18 protein-coding genes are annotated in these 17,308 nt (G+C 54.9%); 10 read left to right on the forward strand and 8 right to left on the reverse strand.

What is annotated here, in order from left to right; all coding sequences use genetic code 11:
• Positions 1-65: 65 nt before the first annotated feature.
• From AC2A1E_RS16065 to AC2A1E_RS16100, 8 genes are all read left to right on the forward strand, one after another.
• A complete protein-coding gene (locus AC2A1E_RS16065; RefSeq protein ID WP_473189651.1) occupies positions 66-308 on the forward strand; it encodes a YhdT family protein in 243 nt (80 codons plus the stop codon).
• Positions 298-1,743, forward strand: a complete 1,446-nt coding sequence (gene panF / locus AC2A1E_RS16070; RefSeq protein ID WP_484384576.1) for a sodium/pantothenate symporter — start codon at positions 298-300, stop codon at positions 1,741-1,743. Before AC2A1E_RS16065 ends, panF begins: the two co-directional genes overlap by 11 nt.
• An 11-nt stretch (positions 1,744-1,754) precedes the next feature.
• Complete coding sequence (gene prmA, locus AC2A1E_RS16075; protein WP_484384577.1) at positions 1,755-2,636, forward strand: 50S ribosomal protein L11 methyltransferase; 882 nt, start codon at positions 1,755-1,757, stop codon at positions 2,634-2,636.
• A 184-nt stretch (positions 2,637-2,820) separates the two neighbouring features.
• Positions 2,821-3,558, forward strand: coding sequence for a carbonic anhydrase (locus AC2A1E_RS16080; protein ID WP_484384578.1), 738 nt, complete (start codon positions 2,821-2,823; stop codon positions 3,556-3,558).
• Between the two features lie 379 nt (positions 3,559-3,937).
• The gene (dusB, locus tag AC2A1E_RS16085) at positions 3,938-4,903 is read left to right on the forward strand and encodes a tRNA dihydrouridine synthase DusB (protein WP_459400248.1); all 966 of its coding nucleotides are present in this window, start codon (positions 3,938-3,940) and stop codon (positions 4,901-4,903) included.
• 19 nt (positions 4,904-4,922) lie between these two features.
• Positions 4,923-5,219, forward strand: a complete 297-nt coding sequence (gene fis / locus AC2A1E_RS16090; RefSeq protein ID WP_003855228.1) for a DNA-binding transcriptional regulator Fis — start codon at positions 4,923-4,925, stop codon at positions 5,217-5,219.
• A 243-nt stretch (positions 5,220-5,462) separates the two neighbouring features.
• Positions 5,463-6,383, forward strand: a complete 921-nt coding sequence (lpxP, locus tag AC2A1E_RS16095; protein ID WP_484384579.1) for a kdo(2)-lipid IV(A) palmitoleoyltransferase — start codon at positions 5,463-5,465, stop codon at positions 6,381-6,383.
• 138 nt (positions 6,384-6,521) lie between these two features.
• Entirely contained in the window at positions 6,522-7,214 is a 693-nt protein-coding gene (locus AC2A1E_RS16100) for a CTP synthase C-terminal region-related (seleno)protein (protein ID WP_484384580.1), read from the forward strand.
• 31 nt (positions 7,215-7,245) lie between these two features.
• On the opposite strand, the gene AC2A1E_RS16105 is transcribed toward AC2A1E_RS16100, so the two are convergent.
• Positions 7,246-7,935, reverse strand: coding sequence for an LrgB family protein (locus AC2A1E_RS16105; RefSeq protein WP_484384581.1), 690 nt, complete (start codon positions 7,933-7,935; stop codon positions 7,246-7,248).
• On the reverse strand, positions 7,928-8,350 hold the full coding sequence (locus AC2A1E_RS16110) for a CidA/LrgA family protein (protein WP_484384582.1): 423 nt from the start codon (positions 8,348-8,350) through the stop codon (positions 7,928-7,930). The genes AC2A1E_RS16105 and AC2A1E_RS16110 overlap by 8 nt, the downstream gene beginning before the upstream one ends.
• A 134-nt stretch (positions 8,351-8,484) precedes the next feature.
• Between AC2A1E_RS16110 and AC2A1E_RS16115 the strand changes: the two genes are divergently transcribed.
• Both AC2A1E_RS16115 and AC2A1E_RS16120 read left to right on the forward strand, forming a co-directional pair.
• A complete protein-coding gene (locus AC2A1E_RS16115) occupies positions 8,485-9,372 on the forward strand; it encodes a LysR substrate-binding domain-containing protein (RefSeq protein ID WP_484384583.1) in 888 nt (295 codons plus the stop codon).
• 159 nt (positions 9,373-9,531) lie between these two features.
• Entirely contained in the window at positions 9,532-11,262 is a 1,731-nt protein-coding gene (locus AC2A1E_RS16120) for a SulP family inorganic anion transporter (protein WP_484384584.1), read from the forward strand.
• 191 nt (positions 11,263-11,453) lie between these two features.
• On the opposite strand, the gene AC2A1E_RS16125 is transcribed toward AC2A1E_RS16120, so the two are convergent.
• The 6 genes from AC2A1E_RS16125 to ssb1 all read right to left on the reverse strand — a co-directional run bounded on the left by AC2A1E_RS16125 (position 11,454) and on the right by ssb1 (position 17,188).
• Positions 11,454-13,103 carry a Na+/H+ antiporter gene (locus AC2A1E_RS16125; RefSeq protein ID WP_459400254.1) on the reverse strand — a complete coding sequence of 550 codons (1,650 nt, stop codon included), beginning with the start codon at positions 13,101-13,103 and terminating at the stop codon, positions 11,454-11,456.
• A 303-nt stretch (positions 13,104-13,406) separates the two neighbouring features.
• On the reverse strand, positions 13,407-14,768 hold the full coding sequence (locus AC2A1E_RS16130; RefSeq protein WP_484384585.1) for an NCS2 family permease: 1,362 nt from the start codon (positions 14,766-14,768) through the stop codon (positions 13,407-13,409).
• Between the two features lie 329 nt (positions 14,769-15,097).
• Positions 15,098-15,766, reverse strand: coding sequence for a glutathione S-transferase family protein (locus tag AC2A1E_RS16135; protein ID WP_484384586.1), 669 nt, complete (start codon positions 15,764-15,766; stop codon positions 15,098-15,100).
• A gap of 185 nt (positions 15,767-15,951) precedes the next feature.
• Positions 15,952-16,236, reverse strand: coding sequence for a type II toxin-antitoxin system RelE/ParE family toxin (locus AC2A1E_RS16140; RefSeq protein WP_484384587.1), 285 nt, complete (start codon positions 16,234-16,236; stop codon positions 15,952-15,954).
• Positions 16,229-16,471: a type II toxin-antitoxin system ParD family antitoxin gene (locus tag AC2A1E_RS16145; protein ID WP_459400258.1), complete on the reverse strand. Its 243-nt coding sequence runs from the start codon at positions 16,469-16,471 to the stop codon at positions 16,229-16,231. Before AC2A1E_RS16145 ends, AC2A1E_RS16140 begins: the two co-directional genes overlap by 8 nt.
• A 171-nt stretch (positions 16,472-16,642) precedes the next feature.
• Positions 16,643-17,188 carry a single-stranded DNA-binding protein SSB1 gene (gene ssb1, locus AC2A1E_RS16150; protein ID WP_484384588.1) on the reverse strand — a complete coding sequence of 182 codons (546 nt, stop codon included), beginning with the start codon at positions 17,186-17,188 and terminating at the stop codon, positions 16,643-16,645.
• Positions 17,189-17,308: the final 120 nt, after the last annotated feature.

A 17,308-nucleotide genomic window follows, 5' to 3' on the forward strand; every position in this document is an offset into this window, starting at 1 on the left:
TGCCGATCTTGTCGTAAAATCCCCTCCTTTGCCAATCCATCACCGTAAACCCCTTGGAGGCACGGATGGAACAACGCTTTGTTCAAGCTCATCGCGAGGCGCGCTGGGCGCTAGGTCTGACGCTGCTTTATTTGTTAGCATGGTCATTGGCGGCCTACCTGCCGGATAACACCACGGGCATCACCGGCCTGCCGCACTGGTTCGAAATGGCCTGCCTGTTGGTACCACTGCTGTTTATCGGCCTGTGCTGGCTGATGGTGCGCAGCGTCTTCCGCGATATTCCCCTGGAGGATAGCGATGCAAATTGAAGTGATCCTGCCGCTGATTGCCTACCTGCTGCTGGTTTTCGGCCTGTCGCTCTATGCCTACAGCCGCCGCCAGACCGGCAACTTCCTCAGCGAATATTTCCTCGGCAACCGCTCGATGGGCGGCTTTGTGCTGGCAATGACGCTCACCGCCACCTATATCAGCGCCAGTTCGTTTATCGGCGGGCCCGGTGCTGCTTATAAATATGGCCTCGGCTGGGTACTGCTGGCGATGATCCAACTGCCCGCCGTATGGCTTTCGCTCGGCGTTTTGGGCAAAAAATTCGCCATTCTGGCGCGGCGCTACAATGCCATCACCCTGAACGACATGCTGTTCGCCCGCTATCAAAGCCGCCTGTTGGTATGGCTGGCCAGTCTTAGCCTGCTGGTGGCCTTTCTAGGGGCCATGACGGTGCAATTTATCGGTGGGGCGCGCCTGTTGGAAACCGCGGCAGGCATCCCCTACGATACCGGCCTGCTGATTTTTGGCATCAGCATTGCGCTGTACACCGCGTTCGGCGGGTTCCGCGCCAGCGTGCTCAACGATGCCATGCAAGGACTGGTAATGCTGCTCGGCACCGTGTTGCTGCTGGTGGCGGTGATCCACGCAGCGGGCGGCTTGCACAGCGCGGTAGATAAACTACAGCAGATCGATCCGGCGCTGGTGACACCGCAGGGCGGCGAGCAGATCCTCAGTCTGCCGTTTATGGCTTCGTTCTGGATCCTGGTGTGCTTTGGCGTGATTGGCCTGCCGCACACCGCCGTGCGCTGCATTTCCTATAAAGACAGCAAAGCGGTGCACCGTGGGATCATCCTCGGCACCATCGTGGTGGCGATTCTGATGTTCGGCATGCATCTGGCCGGAGCCTTAGGGCGTGCGGTGTTGCCGGATCTGAAGATCCCCGATCAGGTGATCCCAACGCTGATGATCACCGTGCTGCCGCCTTACGCCGCCGGGATCTTCCTGGCAGCACCGATGGCGGCGATCATGTCAACCATCAATGCCCAACTGCTGCAATCCTCCGCCACCATCATCAAAGATCTTTATCTGGGCGTGCGGCCACAGCAGATGCACAACGAGAAGATGATCAAACGCTTCTCCAGCCTGACCACGCTGATCCTTGGGCTGCTGGTGTTGCTGGCCGCCTGGCGGCCACCGGAAATGATTATCTGGCTGAACCTGCTGGCCTTCGGCGGCCTGGAAGCCGTGTTCCTGTGGCCGCTGGTGCTGGGCCTGTACTGGGAGCGTGCCAATGCGCAGGGAGCGCTTAGCTCAATGGTCACAGGTGCGTTATGCTATACGCTATTGGCCAGTTTCAAGCTGCAACTGGCAGGGCTGCACCCGATTGTGCCTGCGCTGCTGCTCAGCCTGTCGGCGTTTTATATCGGTAACCTGTGCGGCGAAAAGCGTCGGCTGGCGTCATCCTTACCCTCTTGAAGAGAATTGTTATGCCTTGGATCCAACTAAAACTGAACACCACCGGCAAGCAGGCCGAAGACCTGAGCGATGCGCTGGTTGAAAGCGGCGCGGTGTCGGTGACCTTTCAGGACACCCACGATAATCCGGTGTTTGAACCTTTGCCGGGCGAAACCCTGCTGTGGGGCGATACCGATGTGATTGGCCTGTACGATGCCGAAACCGATATGGCCGACGTAGTCGCCATGCTGGAACAGCATCCGCTGCTGGGCGCCGGTTTCCGCCACAAAATCGAGCAGTTGGAAGATAAAGACTGGGAACGTGAATGGATGGATAACTTCCACCCGATGCGTTTCGGCGAGCGACTGTGGATCTGCCCAAGCTGGCGCGACGTGCCGGACCCCGAGGCGGTTAACGTGATGCTCGATCCGGGTCTGGCGTTCGGCACCGGCACTCACCCTACCACGGCGCTGTGCCTGCAATGGCTCGACGGCCTGGATCTCGCGGGCAAAACTATCATCGACTTCGGCTGTGGCTCCGGCATTCTGGCGATTGCCGCACTGAAACTCGGTGCAGCACGCGCGATTGGCATTGATATCGATCCCCAAGCCATTCAGGCCAGCCGCGACAATGCGCAGCGTAACGGCGTTTCTGAACGCTTGGAGCTGTATCTGCCAAAAGACCAACCGGCCGATCTGCTGGCCGATGTCGTGGTCGCCAACATTCTGGCAGGCCCGCTGCGTGAACTGGCTCCGCTCATCGGTTGCCTGCCAAAAGCCGGTGGCTATCTCGGCCTTTCCGGCGTTCTGGCCACGCAGGCCCAGAGCGTTGCGGAAGCTTACGCGGATAAATTTGATCTCGATCCGGTTGCCGAACGCGAAGAATGGTGCCGTATTACCGGCCAACGCAAATAGTTACATTTTTCCTTACCGCTAAAAACCACCAGAAATTTAATCACTTCCGGTGGTTTTGTTTATTTTGGTCATAAAACGCTGGTTTATACTGATAAATCGCGAGCGTATTCTCCTGCGCAAGCGATGGCAACCCGCGCGTTGTCCGCCGAGGGTTATTCAGATTTTTGTTTTGAAAGGATTGAAAATGAAAAGAAAATTATTACTGGCCGCCATGCTGGCAGCCAGTTTCTCAATCAGTGCAGCCGAACAGCATCAGCACTGGAGTTATGAAGGTCAGGAAGATCCGGCACACTGGGGCAAACTCTCACCTGATTTCTCACTGTGTGAAACCGGTAAGAACCAGTCACCGGTCAATATCCAGGGTGCCTTGAAGACGCATCATGGCAAGCTTGAGCTGGCTTTCAAGCCGGGTAAGCAGCAAATCATCAATAACGGCCACACCATTCAGGTAAACGTCAGCGAAGGCAATACCCTGCGTTTGGATAACGATACCTTTACGTTGCAGCAGTTCCACTTCCACGCACCAAGCGAAAACGAGATCGACGGTAAGCAATTCCCACTGGAAGCGCACTTCGTCTTTAAAGACAAAGACGGTGCTCTGGCGGTACTGGCGCTGATGTTCCAAGAAGGCAAGGCCAACCCGCAACTGGCGCAGGCTTGGCAGCAAATGCCAGCTCAGGTTGATCAGACCGCAATATTGGCTAAACCGGTGGATATCAAGGCGCTGTTGCCTAAAGAGTTCAACTTCTACCGTTTCAGTGGTTCACTCACCACGCCGCCTTGCTCTGAAGGTGTGACCTGGATGGTGCTGGATCATCCTGTAAGCGCTTCTGCCGAGCAGATCGGTCAATTCCGTTCAGTTGTCCACCATGCCAACAATCGTCCGATACAGCCGCTGAATGGCCGCGTTATCGTCGATTAATATCCAAGGCATGCTCACCGCTGCCCTCTCTGGGGAGGCGGTGGGCCGCTAAAACGATTCAGTCATAGATTCCCGATAGGAATCTTTAACGCTTTATCAAAGTATTACCCTGATAATTCTGCTGTACACCTGATGTTGCATGCTTAAATTCGCACCGTTTAAAGATAAAATCCTGTTGTGCCGGGAATATTTTACTGCACAGAAATTAAGCACAATACGTCAAGCCATTGTTAAATAACTATAATATTTTTATAAATCGCTGTGAGCCGCATTTTTATTGGTAAATAGCCGTAAATTGGTCAAAGTTTGGCCTTTCATCTCAGCGAAAAAATGCGTAATATACGCGCCCTTGCGGACACAGTATGGTCAGTCTTTGTCTATGCGCATTGGAAACCACCAGTTAACAAATTGCTTGATTGCGGCCCCGATGGCCGGGATCACCGATCGCCCGTTCAGAACCTTATGTCATGCAATGGGTGCTGGGATGGCTGTATCTGAAATGCTCTCCTCCAATCCGGAGGTGTGGCGCACGGATAAGTCACGTCTGCGTATGGTACATAGCGATGAACCAGGGATCCGTTCCGTGCAGATTGCCGGATGTGATCCTGATGATATGGCTGCCGCGGCGCGCATTAATGTGGCCAGCGGCGCACAGATCATCGATATCAATATGGGATGCCCGGCCAAGAAAGTGAACCGGAAGCTTGCAGGGTCTGCGCTGTTGCAGTACCCGGATCTGGTTAAACAGATCCTCCTCGCGGTAGTTAACGCGGTGGATGTGCCGGTAACACTTAAGATTCGTACCGGCTGGGCACCAGAACACCGTAACTGTGTAGAGATTGCCCAACTGGCCGAAGACTGTGGTATACAGGCCCTGACGATTCATGGCCGAACCCGTGCCTGCCTGTTCAACGGCGACGCGGAGTACAACAGCATTCGGGCAGTTAAGCAGAGTGTTTCCATTCCGATTATCGCGAATGGCGACATTACTGACCCGCATAAAGCCAGAGCAGTGCTTGACTACACCGGGGCCGATGCCCTGATGATAGGCCGCGCTGCTCAGGGGAGACCCTGGATCTTCCGGGAAATCCAGCATTATCTGGACACAGGGGAGCTGCTGCCACCGATGCCACTGGGCGAAGTGAAGCGCTTGTTGATAGAGCATATTCGGGAATTGCACGGCTTTTACGGCCAAGGCAAAGGATTCCGGATTGCTCGTAAGCACGTATCCTGGTACCTACAGGAGCATGCCCCAAATGACCAGTTTCGGCGCACATTCAACGCCATAGAGGATGCCAGCGAACAGCTGGAGGCGTTGGAGGCATATTTCGAAAATCTAGCGTAAAAAAAGAGCTGACAGAACTATGTTCGAACAACGCGTAAATTCTGACGTACTGACCGTTTCAACCGTGAACTCACAGGACCAAGTGACTCAAAAGCCTCTGCGTGACTCGGTTAAGCAAGCACTGAAGAACTATTTTGCTCAACTGAATGGTCAGGATGTGAGTGACCTGTATGAGCTGGTATTGGCTGAAGTTGAACAGCCATTGTTGGACATGGTGATGCAATACACCCGTGGCAACCAGACCCGTGCAGCCCTGATGATGGGTATCAACCGCGGTACGCTGCGCAAGAAATTGAAAAAATACGGTATGAACTGATACTAATCAGTTAACGTATTGAAAAAAGGCGCTTTTCCTCACTGGGGTAAGCGCCTTTTTATTTATGGCTCCGCGAAATACGTCGGGTTATGCGTGCTTTCTGGCCCCCGAGTGTAAATATTTCGCTAATTCCATGAGTTGGCTAAACGATCGCTATGACTGGCTGTCTGAACCTTGTACCGCTATTGAGTCGCTTCTTTATGCGTTACAGGTTTCCGTACCCAATCGCATAATGAGTTAATAATGAAGCCCCCGCAAAAATTCCAACGTGCTTTTCTGCACCCACGCTACTGGCTGACCTGGTTTGGCTTGGGTGTTCTATTCCTGCTGGTGCAACTCCCCTACCCAGTACTGCACAAGCTCGGTATGTGGATGGGCCGTACTTCCATGCGCTTCCTGAAGCGCCGCGTCACCATCGCTCGCCGTAATCTTGAACTGTGCTTCCCAGAAATGAGCGCAGAACAGCGCGATCGCCAGGTGGTTGGTAATTTCGAATCTCTCGGCATGGGCCTGATGGAAACCGGTATGGCCTGGTTCTGGCCCGACCAACGCGTCAAGCGCTGGTTTAGCGTTTCCGGCCTCGAACATCTGCAAGCGGCGCAGCAGAACAATCGCGGCGTGCTGGTGATTGGCGTGCATTTTATGTCGCTGGAACTCGGTGGCCGGGCAATGGGCCTGTGCCAGCCGATGATGGCGATGTATCGTCCGCACAACAATAAAGCCATGGAATGGGCGCAAACCAAAGGCCGTATGCGCTCCAACAAGGCGATGCTGGATCGCAAAGACCTGCGCGGTATGGTGAATGCCCTGAAACGCGGCGAAGCCGTCTGGTTCGCGCCAGACCAGGATTACGGCCCGCGCGGCAGCGTATTTGCTCCGCTGTTTGCAGTCGAGCAGGCCGCCACCACCAGCGGTACTTTTATGCTGATGCGCCTGGCCAAACCAGCACTGCTGCCGGTAGTGCTGATTCGTCGCCCTGAGGGCCGTGGTTACGATCTGCTGATCCAACCCGCGCTGGAAGACTACCCCATCAGCGATGAAATTGCCGCCGCAACCTACATTAACAAGGTAGTGGAAAAAGAGATCATGCGTGCGCCAGAGCAGTATCTGTGGCTGCACCGCCGCTTCAAGACGCGCCCGGAAGGAGCGCCTTCGCTGTATTGAGCTTCACATTCTGGGGGGCGGCCAACCGTGCCCCAGTATTTTCGCCCTCTCAGGCATTTTGTGCTCTTCGTCGAAAAATCCGCTGAACAGATTTTAACTTTCCTGTAACCTCCTTTTTTACCCGCACAGGAAAAGGAAATGATGAAAACTCAGGTTCGTCTTGCTCTGGTCGGTGATTACAAACCAGAAGCTGTTGCCCACCAAGCTATCCCCGTCGCTCTGCAACTTACTGCCTCACACCTCGACATCGACCTTCAATTCCAGTGGCTTGCCACAGAAACCCTTACCGAAGCCTCGGTATTGCAGGGCTATGATGCGATCTGGGTGGTACCTGGTAGCCCCTATCACTCTGATGATGGCGCTTTTATGGCTATCCGCTATGCCCGTGAACAGAATGTGCCGTTCCTGGGATCTTGCGGCGGCTTTCAGTATGCGATTGTGGAATATGCCCGCAATGTGATGGGCTGGCACGATGCCGGGCATGCGGAAACCGATCAGGGTGGCCGGTTGGTGATCGCCCCGCTGAGCTGTTCGCTGGTCGAACAAACCGGCACCATCCTGTTCCAGCCGGAAACGCTGATCGCCCGCGCCTATGGCAAACTGGAAACGCACGAAGGTTACCGCTGTAACTTTGGCGTGAACCCTGAGTTTGTTGCGGACTTGGAGCAGCACCCGCTGATCGTCAGCGGCCACGACTCCGAAGGGGATGTGCGTTCGATAGAACTGCCGGGGCACCGTTTTTATGCCGCTACGCTGTTCCAGTCGGAACGCGCGGCGCTGCGCGGTGAGCTTTCACCGCTGGTGGTGGCGCTGATTCAGGCCGCGCGCTGAGTCTTTCAGGGGGCTTAGCAGCCCCCTGCTCTTACCACATCAACCGACCAATCAACGGTGCGGCTATCACGGTGATCACCCCCGCCAGCATCATCACCAGGCTGGAAACCACGCCCTCTTGTTGACCCAGCTCATAGGCTCTGGCAGTACCGGCACCGTGCGATGATGCACCAAACCCCGCCCCTTTTGCCAAACCGCTGCGCACCGAAAGCCGCAGGAACAGTACGTCTCCCACTGCCATGCCGAATACGCCAGTGATCACCACAAACAGCGCCACCAGATCCGGCTGGCCCCCCATCTGCTTTGCCGCTTCCAGCGCGAACGGCGTGGTGATGGAGCGCACCGCCAGGCTGCGCTGCACCTCATCTGGCAGAGTCAGCCAACGCGCCAGCCACACCGAGCTGCAAACGGCCACGCCTACCGCGGTGAATACGCCAGCACTGAGCGAAAGCCAGTGGCGGCGGATAATCTGCAGGTTTTCATACACCGGCACGGCAAAGGCGATGGTCGCCGGGCCCAGCAACCACAGCAGCCAGTGCGTTTCACCGATGTAATCCTGATACGAGATATGGGTCACCACCAGCAGCAACACCAGAATCACTGGGGTTAAGACCAGCGGCATCAGCAACAGCGTTCTGCGGCGGCGGTAGAGTTTCTTATTGGCAAAATAGAGCACCAAGGTCGCCACAAAGCAGGCAAGGCTGAGGATCACATCATTCATGGCGCGTTTTCCGCTGTTGCAGCCAAAGCTCAAAACGGTAGACGCGATCCACCACCAGCCCGGTAGCGCCCAGCGTCAGCATGGTGCTGATAGCGATCACCAGGAAAATTTTCCAACCTTCTACCATCAATAACTGGGCATAGTTCACCACCGCCACCACCGCAGGCACAAAGAACAGCAGCATTTCGGCCAACAACCAGCGCGCACCGGCCTTTACCCAATTCAGCGGCAGAATGCGCAGCAGGATCAGCGCCAGCATCATCAACATGCCGACAATATTGGCCGGCAGCGGCAGATGGAATTGTTTTACCAGCCGATCGGCAAGCAGGAATAACAGGGCATATAACACCACCTGAGCCGGCACCTGTAAACGGCTCAACAACGATGGCGCAGCACGGCGTAACGCCAGGTACATAACAGCAACCTCAAACAAAAAATCACGGCTCACAGTATACGCAGCGAAGAAACCCTGCCTGAAATGAATTAAAATCATCAATATCATGCCGTAAAGGAATAGTTCCCCACGGTAACGCTATGAGGAGAGCCCAAATGGATGTCCGCACATTGCGCTATTTCGTTGAAGTGGTTCGTCAGCAAAGCTTCACCCGCGCGGCCGAGAAGCTGTTTGTCACCCAGCCAACCATCAGCAAAATGCTGCGCCATCTGGAAGAAGAACTGGAATGCACGCTGCTGATCCGCGAAGGGCGCAAGCTGCACCTCACCGACAGCGGACAGGCGGTTTATCAGCGTGGGCTGGCAATTCTGGATGAGTTCCGCCAGTTGGAGATGGAGCTGGAAGACATCAGTTCGCTGAAAAAAGGCGTGCTGCGGCTGGGGATCCCGCCGATGGTCGGCAGGCAGATCTCTGGGCTGATCAAACAATTTCGCCAGACCTATCCCGGTATTGAACTGAAAATTGCCGAACTGGGTGGCCAGTCAGTCGAACAGGCGGTGCTGACCGGCGAGTTGGATCTGGCGATGACGATCTGCCCCTCAGGCACCGAACAACCGCTGACCTTTCTACCGCTGCTAAGCCACCCGATGTGCGTCGTGATGCCACGCACGGCACACTGGCTCAACCGCACCACCATCAATATCACCGAGCTCGCCGAGTGGCCAATCCTGATTTATAACGAGGATTTTACCCTGTATAAAATGCTGATGGCGGCGTTCCATCAGGCAGGCTTCGAGCCCAAGATTGCCGTGCGCAGCGGCCAGTGGGATTTTCTGGCTTCGATGGTGCAGGCGGGCATTGGCATTGCCACCTTACCCGAGCCGGTGTGCCAATGGCTGGATAAGAGCAGCCTGCTTTGGCTGCCACTGGAGCCACGCATGGAATGGCGGGTGGGGCTAATCTGGCGCCAGGGGAGTTATCTTTCCCACAGCGCTCAAGCCTGGATTGCCTGCTGTCGCGACTATTGGCCTGCGACTCAGTAACCGGCCTGTTGCGTCAAGGAATTCACCTCAAAATCGCCTGCTATACTTCGGCTAAAGGTTGCAGAAAATACCTAAAAACACGCTGGGTGACTCTCCTTCAGCCTATGGAAGAGACCGCATAACATCAGCGTTCCCATTCTTATGCCTGATGGAAAATATATGCAGTGGAAATCCGTCCAGAATCTGACCCCCGGCTTGATGAATCTGCTCGCTTATGAGCGCAGTTGGCTGAAACCTGATATTCGCGCTGGCCTGTCCGTTGCGGCGGTGGCGCTGCCGGTGGCGATTGCCTACGCCGAATTGGCCGGTGTGAGCGCGATCGTCGGGCTTTACTCCTGCATTCTGCCGATGATCGCCTACGCCATTTTTGGCTCGTCGCGGCAACTGATCGTCGGGCCTGACGCGGCAACCTGCGCGGTGATTGCCGCCGTTGTCACGCCGCTGGCCGCTGGCAACACCGAACTCCACTGGCAGCTAACCATCGTGATGACCCTGATGATGGGCACATGGTGTCTGATCGCCAGCCGCTTCAGGTTGGGAGCCATTGCGGATCTGCTGTCGCGCCCGATCTTGAATGGGCTGCTGAACGGCGTTGCGCTGACGATTATCGTCAACCAGATCAGCAAGGTGCTTGGTTTCCCCTCCCCCTCTAATGAGCTGATTGAACGCATTCTGGCGCTACCGGAAAACCTACTCAACAGTCACTGGCCCACCATGGGTATCTCGCTGCTGACGCTGCTCATCCTGCTTGGCGTACATTACGCCAGGCCAAATTGGCCAGCACCGCTGTTCGCTGTGGTGTTGACGACGGCATTAACCTGGGCGGCGAACTTGCCGCGCTTTGGCATCGAAACGGTATCAGGCTATACCGGTGGCGGTTTGCCTATGGTGTCATGGCCTGATTTTCAACCAGGGCTGCTGCGCGATCTGGTGATCCCCGCGTTAAACCTGGCGGTAGTCAGCTTTGTCAGCATGATGCTCACCACACGCAGCTTTGCGGCCAAAAATGGCTACGAGGTGGATGCCGACAGTGAGTTTCGCGCGCTGGGGTTGGTCAATATCGTCTCTGCGCTCTCGCAGGGGTTTGCCATCAGCGGAGCCAATTCCCGTACCGCGGTTAACGATGCCAACGGCGGCAAAAGCCAGTTGGTGTCGGTGATTGCCGCACTGGCGATCGCTGTGGTGGTGCTGTTCTTCAGCGAGCCGCTGCAATTTATTCCTATACCGGTGCTGGGCGTGGTGCTGATTTACGCCTCCTGGTCATTGCTGGACATGCGCAGTATTTTCCGGCTGCGCAAGCGCAATCGTTCCGCATTCAATCTGGCGCTGTTTACTTTCCTGAGCGTGCTGCTGGTGGGGATCATTCCCGGCATCGGGCTGGCAGTCCTGCTGGGCCTGCTGCAATTTCTACAAACAGTGTTCCGACCTACCGAACAGTTGCTCGGGGTGAATGATGACGGGATGATTCATTCGATTGCTGACGGTAACAGCATTAAGCCGGTCGACGGGGTGATTATGTATCGCTTTAACTCACCGTTGACCTATTTTAATGTGGCCTATTTTAAACGACGGATCACCAATCTGGTGGATAGCAGCCTCGCAAAACCGCGTTGGGTGGTGATTGACGCGGTGGCCAGCTTCACCCATGCGGATATCAGCGTGCTCGCAGCAATCAACGAATTGAAACAGGAGCTTAAACTGCGCGGGATCAGTCTGGTGCTCGCGGGCAGACGTACTGAGTTGACACGCTGGTTCCGTCTGCATCGCTCCGGCAGCGATGAGCGCGATCTGATCCTGGTTCCCGATCTGTATCTGGCATTGAGGCTGATTCAAAGTAAGGAATTCAAGGCTGAGGGGGAACGAGACGCAGAGGCCCTGCTAAAAGGTTAGCTGCATGAAGGGCCGCGTTGCGGCCCTCAGACTGCTGACAAAGCCAGTTATTAGGGAGAGCGTGCCGAAGGGGTCGTAGCGGCGTAAGCCGCCGGAGCGCCCCTCGGTGCGCTAGGCCCGGGTATCTCAGGCTTAAAGACCACTTTGTCATCAACCTCAGGGCCGCGTTGCGGCCCTTCCAGTAATCTCTCTTAACCTTCCCGCTCTATCAGCAAGGCTTCGAGCAGGTCGAGATCGTGCAGCAGCTTTTGCAGCGTCTCATTGCTGATCTTCTGTGTGGCGCGCAGGTGATAAAGCTCACCTCGCTCGGCCCGCAATGCGGTCAGGCGGAAGCGTCGCTCCAGGTTTTCCAGCGCCAGCGCGTTCTCGATATCATCTTTGTTGGCAATACGCCGCCGCAGCGTACCGATCACCCGCGAACTGACCTCTTTCAGAATCTGTGGATCGAAGTTTTCTTCGGTGTCGGCGGCCAAGCGCTCTTCCATCTTGTTGATACTTTCGATCGCTACTTCCGCCACGATGGCAATGGCCATACGCTCTTCATCTTTGCTGACGCTTTTGTCAGCCATCTGCACACCACGCAGCAGCAATGGCAAGACCAGCACACCGATAATCAACGACAACAGAATCACACCGGTGGCAATAAACACCAGTTGATAACGGGCCGGGAAAGCGGTGCCATCGCTAAGCAACAGAGGGATAGAAAGCACACCCGCCAGCGTGATCGCCCCACGAACCCCGGCAAATGACGCCACCCACAGATCACGCGTACTGTAATCACCAAATTGCAACGGGCGTTTTTTCATAAAGCGTTTGCTGGCGTTTTTCATCAGCCACAGCCAGCTGAAACGCAGCATCAGTAGCGCAGCGTAGATAATCGCCACGTCAGTAAACAGATACCAGGTCTCAATGGTCGGATCCAGCTCAGCCTGCAGAATGGAGGTCTCGATAATGCCCGGCAGTTGCAGCCCCAACATGATGAACACCGTACCGTTGAACACAAACTCGAGCATGGTCCAGACGCTGTTAGCTCGCAGGCGCATCGCCAGTGGAGCGTTGCGGATCACGCCAGACTGGCTGATAGTCATCCCGGCCGCGACCGCCGCCAAGATGCCGGAAACACCGATATGTTCGGCGATCAGATAAGAAGCGAACGGCAACAATAATAGGAAGACGATCTGCGTTGCCGGATCATCACCGCTCCAGCGGCTCATCACCCGCAGCGATTTACTGTAGACCCAGGTCACCGCCACACCGGCCAGCAAACCGCCGATGGCCACCTTCAGGAACTCCATGGTGGCACCACCCACGGTAAATACCATCGTACCCATGGCTACCGCGATGGCAAACTTCAGGGATACCAGGCCGGAAGCGTCGTTCATCAGCGCTTCACCTTCCAGCACGCCCATGATTGACTTCGGGATCCGCCCTTTGCCGACAATCCCCCCCAACGCCACGGCATCGGTGGGCGACAACACTGCCGCCAGCGCGAACGCTGCCACCAGCGGGATCCCTGGCACCATCAGGTAAATGAGATAACCCACCCCAACCACGGTAATCAGCACCAGAACCAGCGCTAATCCGAGGATTTCGCGCCCATGATGCAAAAACTCACGCAGGGGGGTTTTCCAGCCATCAGCAAACAGCAGCGGAGGGATAAACAGCACCAGAAACAGTTCAGGATCAAAATCAACATGCAGGCCAAAATGCGGCCAGGCCAGCAAGGCCCCGATGACGATCTGCATTAACGGCAGCGGCACCTGGAACGGCAACATGCGCGTCACGACCCCAGAAAGGGAAACCACCAGGATCAAAATGAGGATTGTAAAAAAGATTTCCATGCTTTCCTTATACCCAATGGATTTCGAGATGCAGGTAGGCGGCAACTGAACGAATCCCCAGGAGCTTACACCAGTAAGTGACTGGGGTGAGAGAAGGCAGCCAACAACCCTGCATCTTGAAAGACGACGGGTATAGACTCTCTGGTTCAGAACAGTGCCCAAGAATGCCGAATAATAGATCACTTTTTTAGCAGTAGGAAAAGCTTGTTATGCCTTTCAAAACAAAGAATAGGAAGAAGGAGATTAATCTGAAGGAGAAAACGCCAAAAATGCCCTCTCCCAAAAGAGAGGGCATACAAAACATCAAATAGCCCAGCCACCGGCATAGAACGCCACCAGCGCGACCGCGATCAACACGGTACCGAGGTTCAGCCTGCGCCACTCGCCCGAGAAGATGCGGCCAATTACCAGGGAGCTGAAGCCCAGCATGATGCCGGTTACGATGTTGCAGGTCAGCACGATAAACACCGCACACAGCAAGCCCGCCATCGCATCAACAAAATCGTCGAAATCCAGCTTGCTGACGTTGCTGAGCATCAGCAAACCCACGTACATCAGCGCTGGCGCAGTAGCATACACCGGCACCAGATAAGACAACGGTGACAGGAACAGGATCAGCAGGAACAAGATCCCGACCACGGTGGCCGTCAGGCCGGTTTTACCGCCTGCCGCCGTACCGGCCGCAGATTCGATATACACCGCCGCAGGAGCAGCGCCAACCAGCCCAGAGAAAATGCTGCTCAGGGAATCTGACGTCAGCGCCTTGCCACCGTTGATGATCTGACCGTCTTTATCCAACAGGTTAGCCTGCCCGGCCACTGCACGGATGGTACCCGTCGCGTCAAATACCGCCGTCATCACCAGCGCCAGCACGCTTGGCAGCACTACGGGCTGTAAGGCCCCCATAATATCCAGGCTGAAGATCAGCGATTTACCGTCAGCATCTGCCAGGCTGGGCATAGCGAACAGGCCTTGGTACTTCACCGCCGGGTCAAAAATCAGGCCGATCACTGAAATGGCGATAATCACCAGCAGGATGCCTCCCGGCACGCGCAGCTTTTCCAAACCGAAAATCACCGCCAGCCCCAGCAGCGTCATCACTACCGGGAAAGAGGTGAATGCCCCCAGCGCCACCGGCAGGCCATCCAACGGGTTCTTCACTACCAGACCGACACCGTTGGCGGCGATCAACAGCAGGAACAGGCCGATACCAATCCCGGTGCCGTGCGCAACGCCCATCGGCAAATTACGCAGGATCCAGGAACGAATGCCGGTCACGGAGATAATGGTAAACAGCACCCCCATCAGGAAGACCGCACCCAGCGCCACAGGAATACTGATGTGTTGGCCCAGCACCAGGCTAAAAGCGGTAAAAGCGGTCAGGGAAATCGCACAACCAATCGCCATCGGCAGGTTGGCCCACAACCCCATCAACAGAGAACCCAAACCCGCCACCAGGCAAGTAGCCACAAACACGGCGGTTGGCGGGAAGCCCGCTTTGCCCAACATGCTGGGCACCACGATCACCGAATAGACCATCGCCAGGAAAGTGGTTAAACCCGCCACCACTTCCTGCCGCACGTTGGTACCCCGTGCAGAAAGTTTAAAATACGCATCAAGCCCGCCTTTAGGTTTCGCGGCGTTGTTCGCTTGAGAATTCGACATGTTGCTATCCCCTGTGTTTCATTGACATCTGGTATAAATATGGCTGGTTGTTCCACTCATGCATGGTCATTACGAAACCGTTTCCGTCACGTTCGCTGCCATACCCTTCTTGAACGCCACAAAAGACGCCGTGTAAAAAAGCAAACGTTTAACTCTTATTGCATGAAGTGGGTGATTTATGGCGGTTTTTACCCAACAGGGCCCAAGTAAAACCAACAACATCGTGGCTTGAGATCCGACGAGTATTTTAAGGCAAACGATTATCTAGCCTTCCATGCCGTCTGATCAACTAAAGATCGCGACAATTTATACAAAAAGGCATCGGGTGTTCACTCGAGTATCTTCAGCGGCCCGCCCTGTTCCAGCGCCCGCTGATAGGCTGGCCGAGCGTGGATACGTTGCAGATAGTCCTGCAATTTCGGGCAACCGTCCAGCCCACCGCGCGCCGCCATTGCCTCCACCGGGAAGCTCATCTGAATATCCGCAGCGCTGAATTCATTGCCGACAAACCACAGGCTTTTGTTTAAATGCTGCTCCAGATAAGCCCGATGGGTAGCGATCTGCTTATCCAGATATTCCTTTTGCACCCCTTTGCCGATTGCGCCAGCCACCGGACGAATCAACCACGGGATCGGCGGATGCCCTAAACGGCTGAACACCAGTTTCATCACCAGCAGCGGCATCAGCGAACCTTCGGCATAATGCAGCCAATAACGATACTCCTGGCGGGCGTGAAAATCAGTGGGAGTGAATAACCCTTGTGCATCATAGACTTCCTGCAGGTATTCGATAATGGCACCGGATTCCGCCAGAGTCAGATCGCCATCGACAATCACCGGTGATTTCCCCAACGGGTGAATTTTTTTCAGTTCCGGCGGTGCCAGCATAGTGGTTTTATCACGCGCATAGCGCTGTACCTGATAGGGCACGCCTAACTCTTCGAGGAACCACAAAATGCGCTGCGAGCGCGAGTTTTCCAGGTGATGGATGATGATCATGCGTTTTCTCCGGTAATAGTTCCGTTAAAAGTAGCGGTGATCTCAACCTCTCGCCAATTAGGGGCTAGACGTGGCACATCATTTTCGGGGGATCGACTTCGATTGAGGGAGGTTTAACAGAGTGGTTATTTCATATGAAAAATAGGGAATTGGTACAATCCAAGTAAAACGCGACAGTGTGTAGATTACAATAAATGGCGTTTATGATTCATCTGTTGGTGCAAAATACGCGCAATCAGAATCTCTCTATCACGAACAGTATAAAAAATAGTATGTCGCTGAAATTCAATGTGCATTACGCCAGAGACAGCATGGTAGTTCCGCCCCATATTCGGCATTCCAGACAGCGTTTCAAAGAGTGCCTCAAGGGCATCTGTATAGTAGTCTGCCTGAGCTTCACCGAATTGAAGAAACGTATAGTCATAAATTCCGGTGAAATCTTCTACGGCGAGTTCACTCAGTTTATACACGATGTTTCAGCTTTCTTTGTGCTGCAATATCCCGCAGTGACAAATGGCTCTCAGCGCTTTCCAACCCGGCAATAACAGCCTGACGGACAACTTCATCATTGGCTTCCTGCTGTTCCAGCAAGCGCAATGCAGAACGCATCACTTCACTCGCAGAGCCGTAACGGCCGCTCTCTATCAATCGACTGATAAACGAATCGAGTTGCTCACCAATCGTAACACTTGTTGTTCTGGCCATAGCGCCTCCTGTGTTAACTATTAACACAATAATAAGAACACTTATTCTTAGTGTCAATGAAGGCATCTAACGGGATTTTGCCCTCTTCACCGGATTAGCACTAACAATATAAAACCCCGAAAAATCGGGGTTTTATATCAAATACTTTAACAATATTGCCTAAGTTCAATCCTAGAACGGAATATCATCATCAAAATCCATTGGGGGTTCATTGCTGCTGGCTGGCGCACTGTTCTGTGCCGGACGAGCCGGAGCCGCCTGCTGGCCACCGCTGAACTGATTGCTACCCTGTGGCTGCTGAGGCTGACCCCAACCGCCCTGCTGGCCGCCGGCTGGCTGACCACCGCCTGCCGGAGCACCGCCGCCCTGGCGGCCACCCAGCATCTGCATGGTGCCACCCACATTAACCACGATTTCGGTGGTGTATTTTTCTACGCCAGCCTGATCGGTCCACTTACGGGTCTGCAAAGCACCTTCGATATAAACCTGAGAACCTTTACGCAGGTATTCACCCGCCACTTCCGCCAGCTTGCCGAACAACACCACGCGGTGCCATTCTGTTTTTTCTTTCTGCTCGCCAGTAGCCTTGTCACGCCAGCTTTCGGAGGTCGCCAGGGTAATGTTGGCAACCGCGCCGCCATTAGGCATGTAACGGACCTCAGGGTCTTGGCCCAGATTCCCGACCAGAATTACTTTGTTTACGCCTCTGCTGGCCATGTTCAATCTCCTGATGAATCATTAAGTGGATATCCCCTTATTACTTGAAGCCGCAGCGTTGTTGGCTGCAACTCCAAGTACGTCGGGTCTACAAACCACATTTTGCGTAGTCTAAACCAC

This window comes from Serratia sp. HNCC26DJ206, from assembly GCF_057180605.1.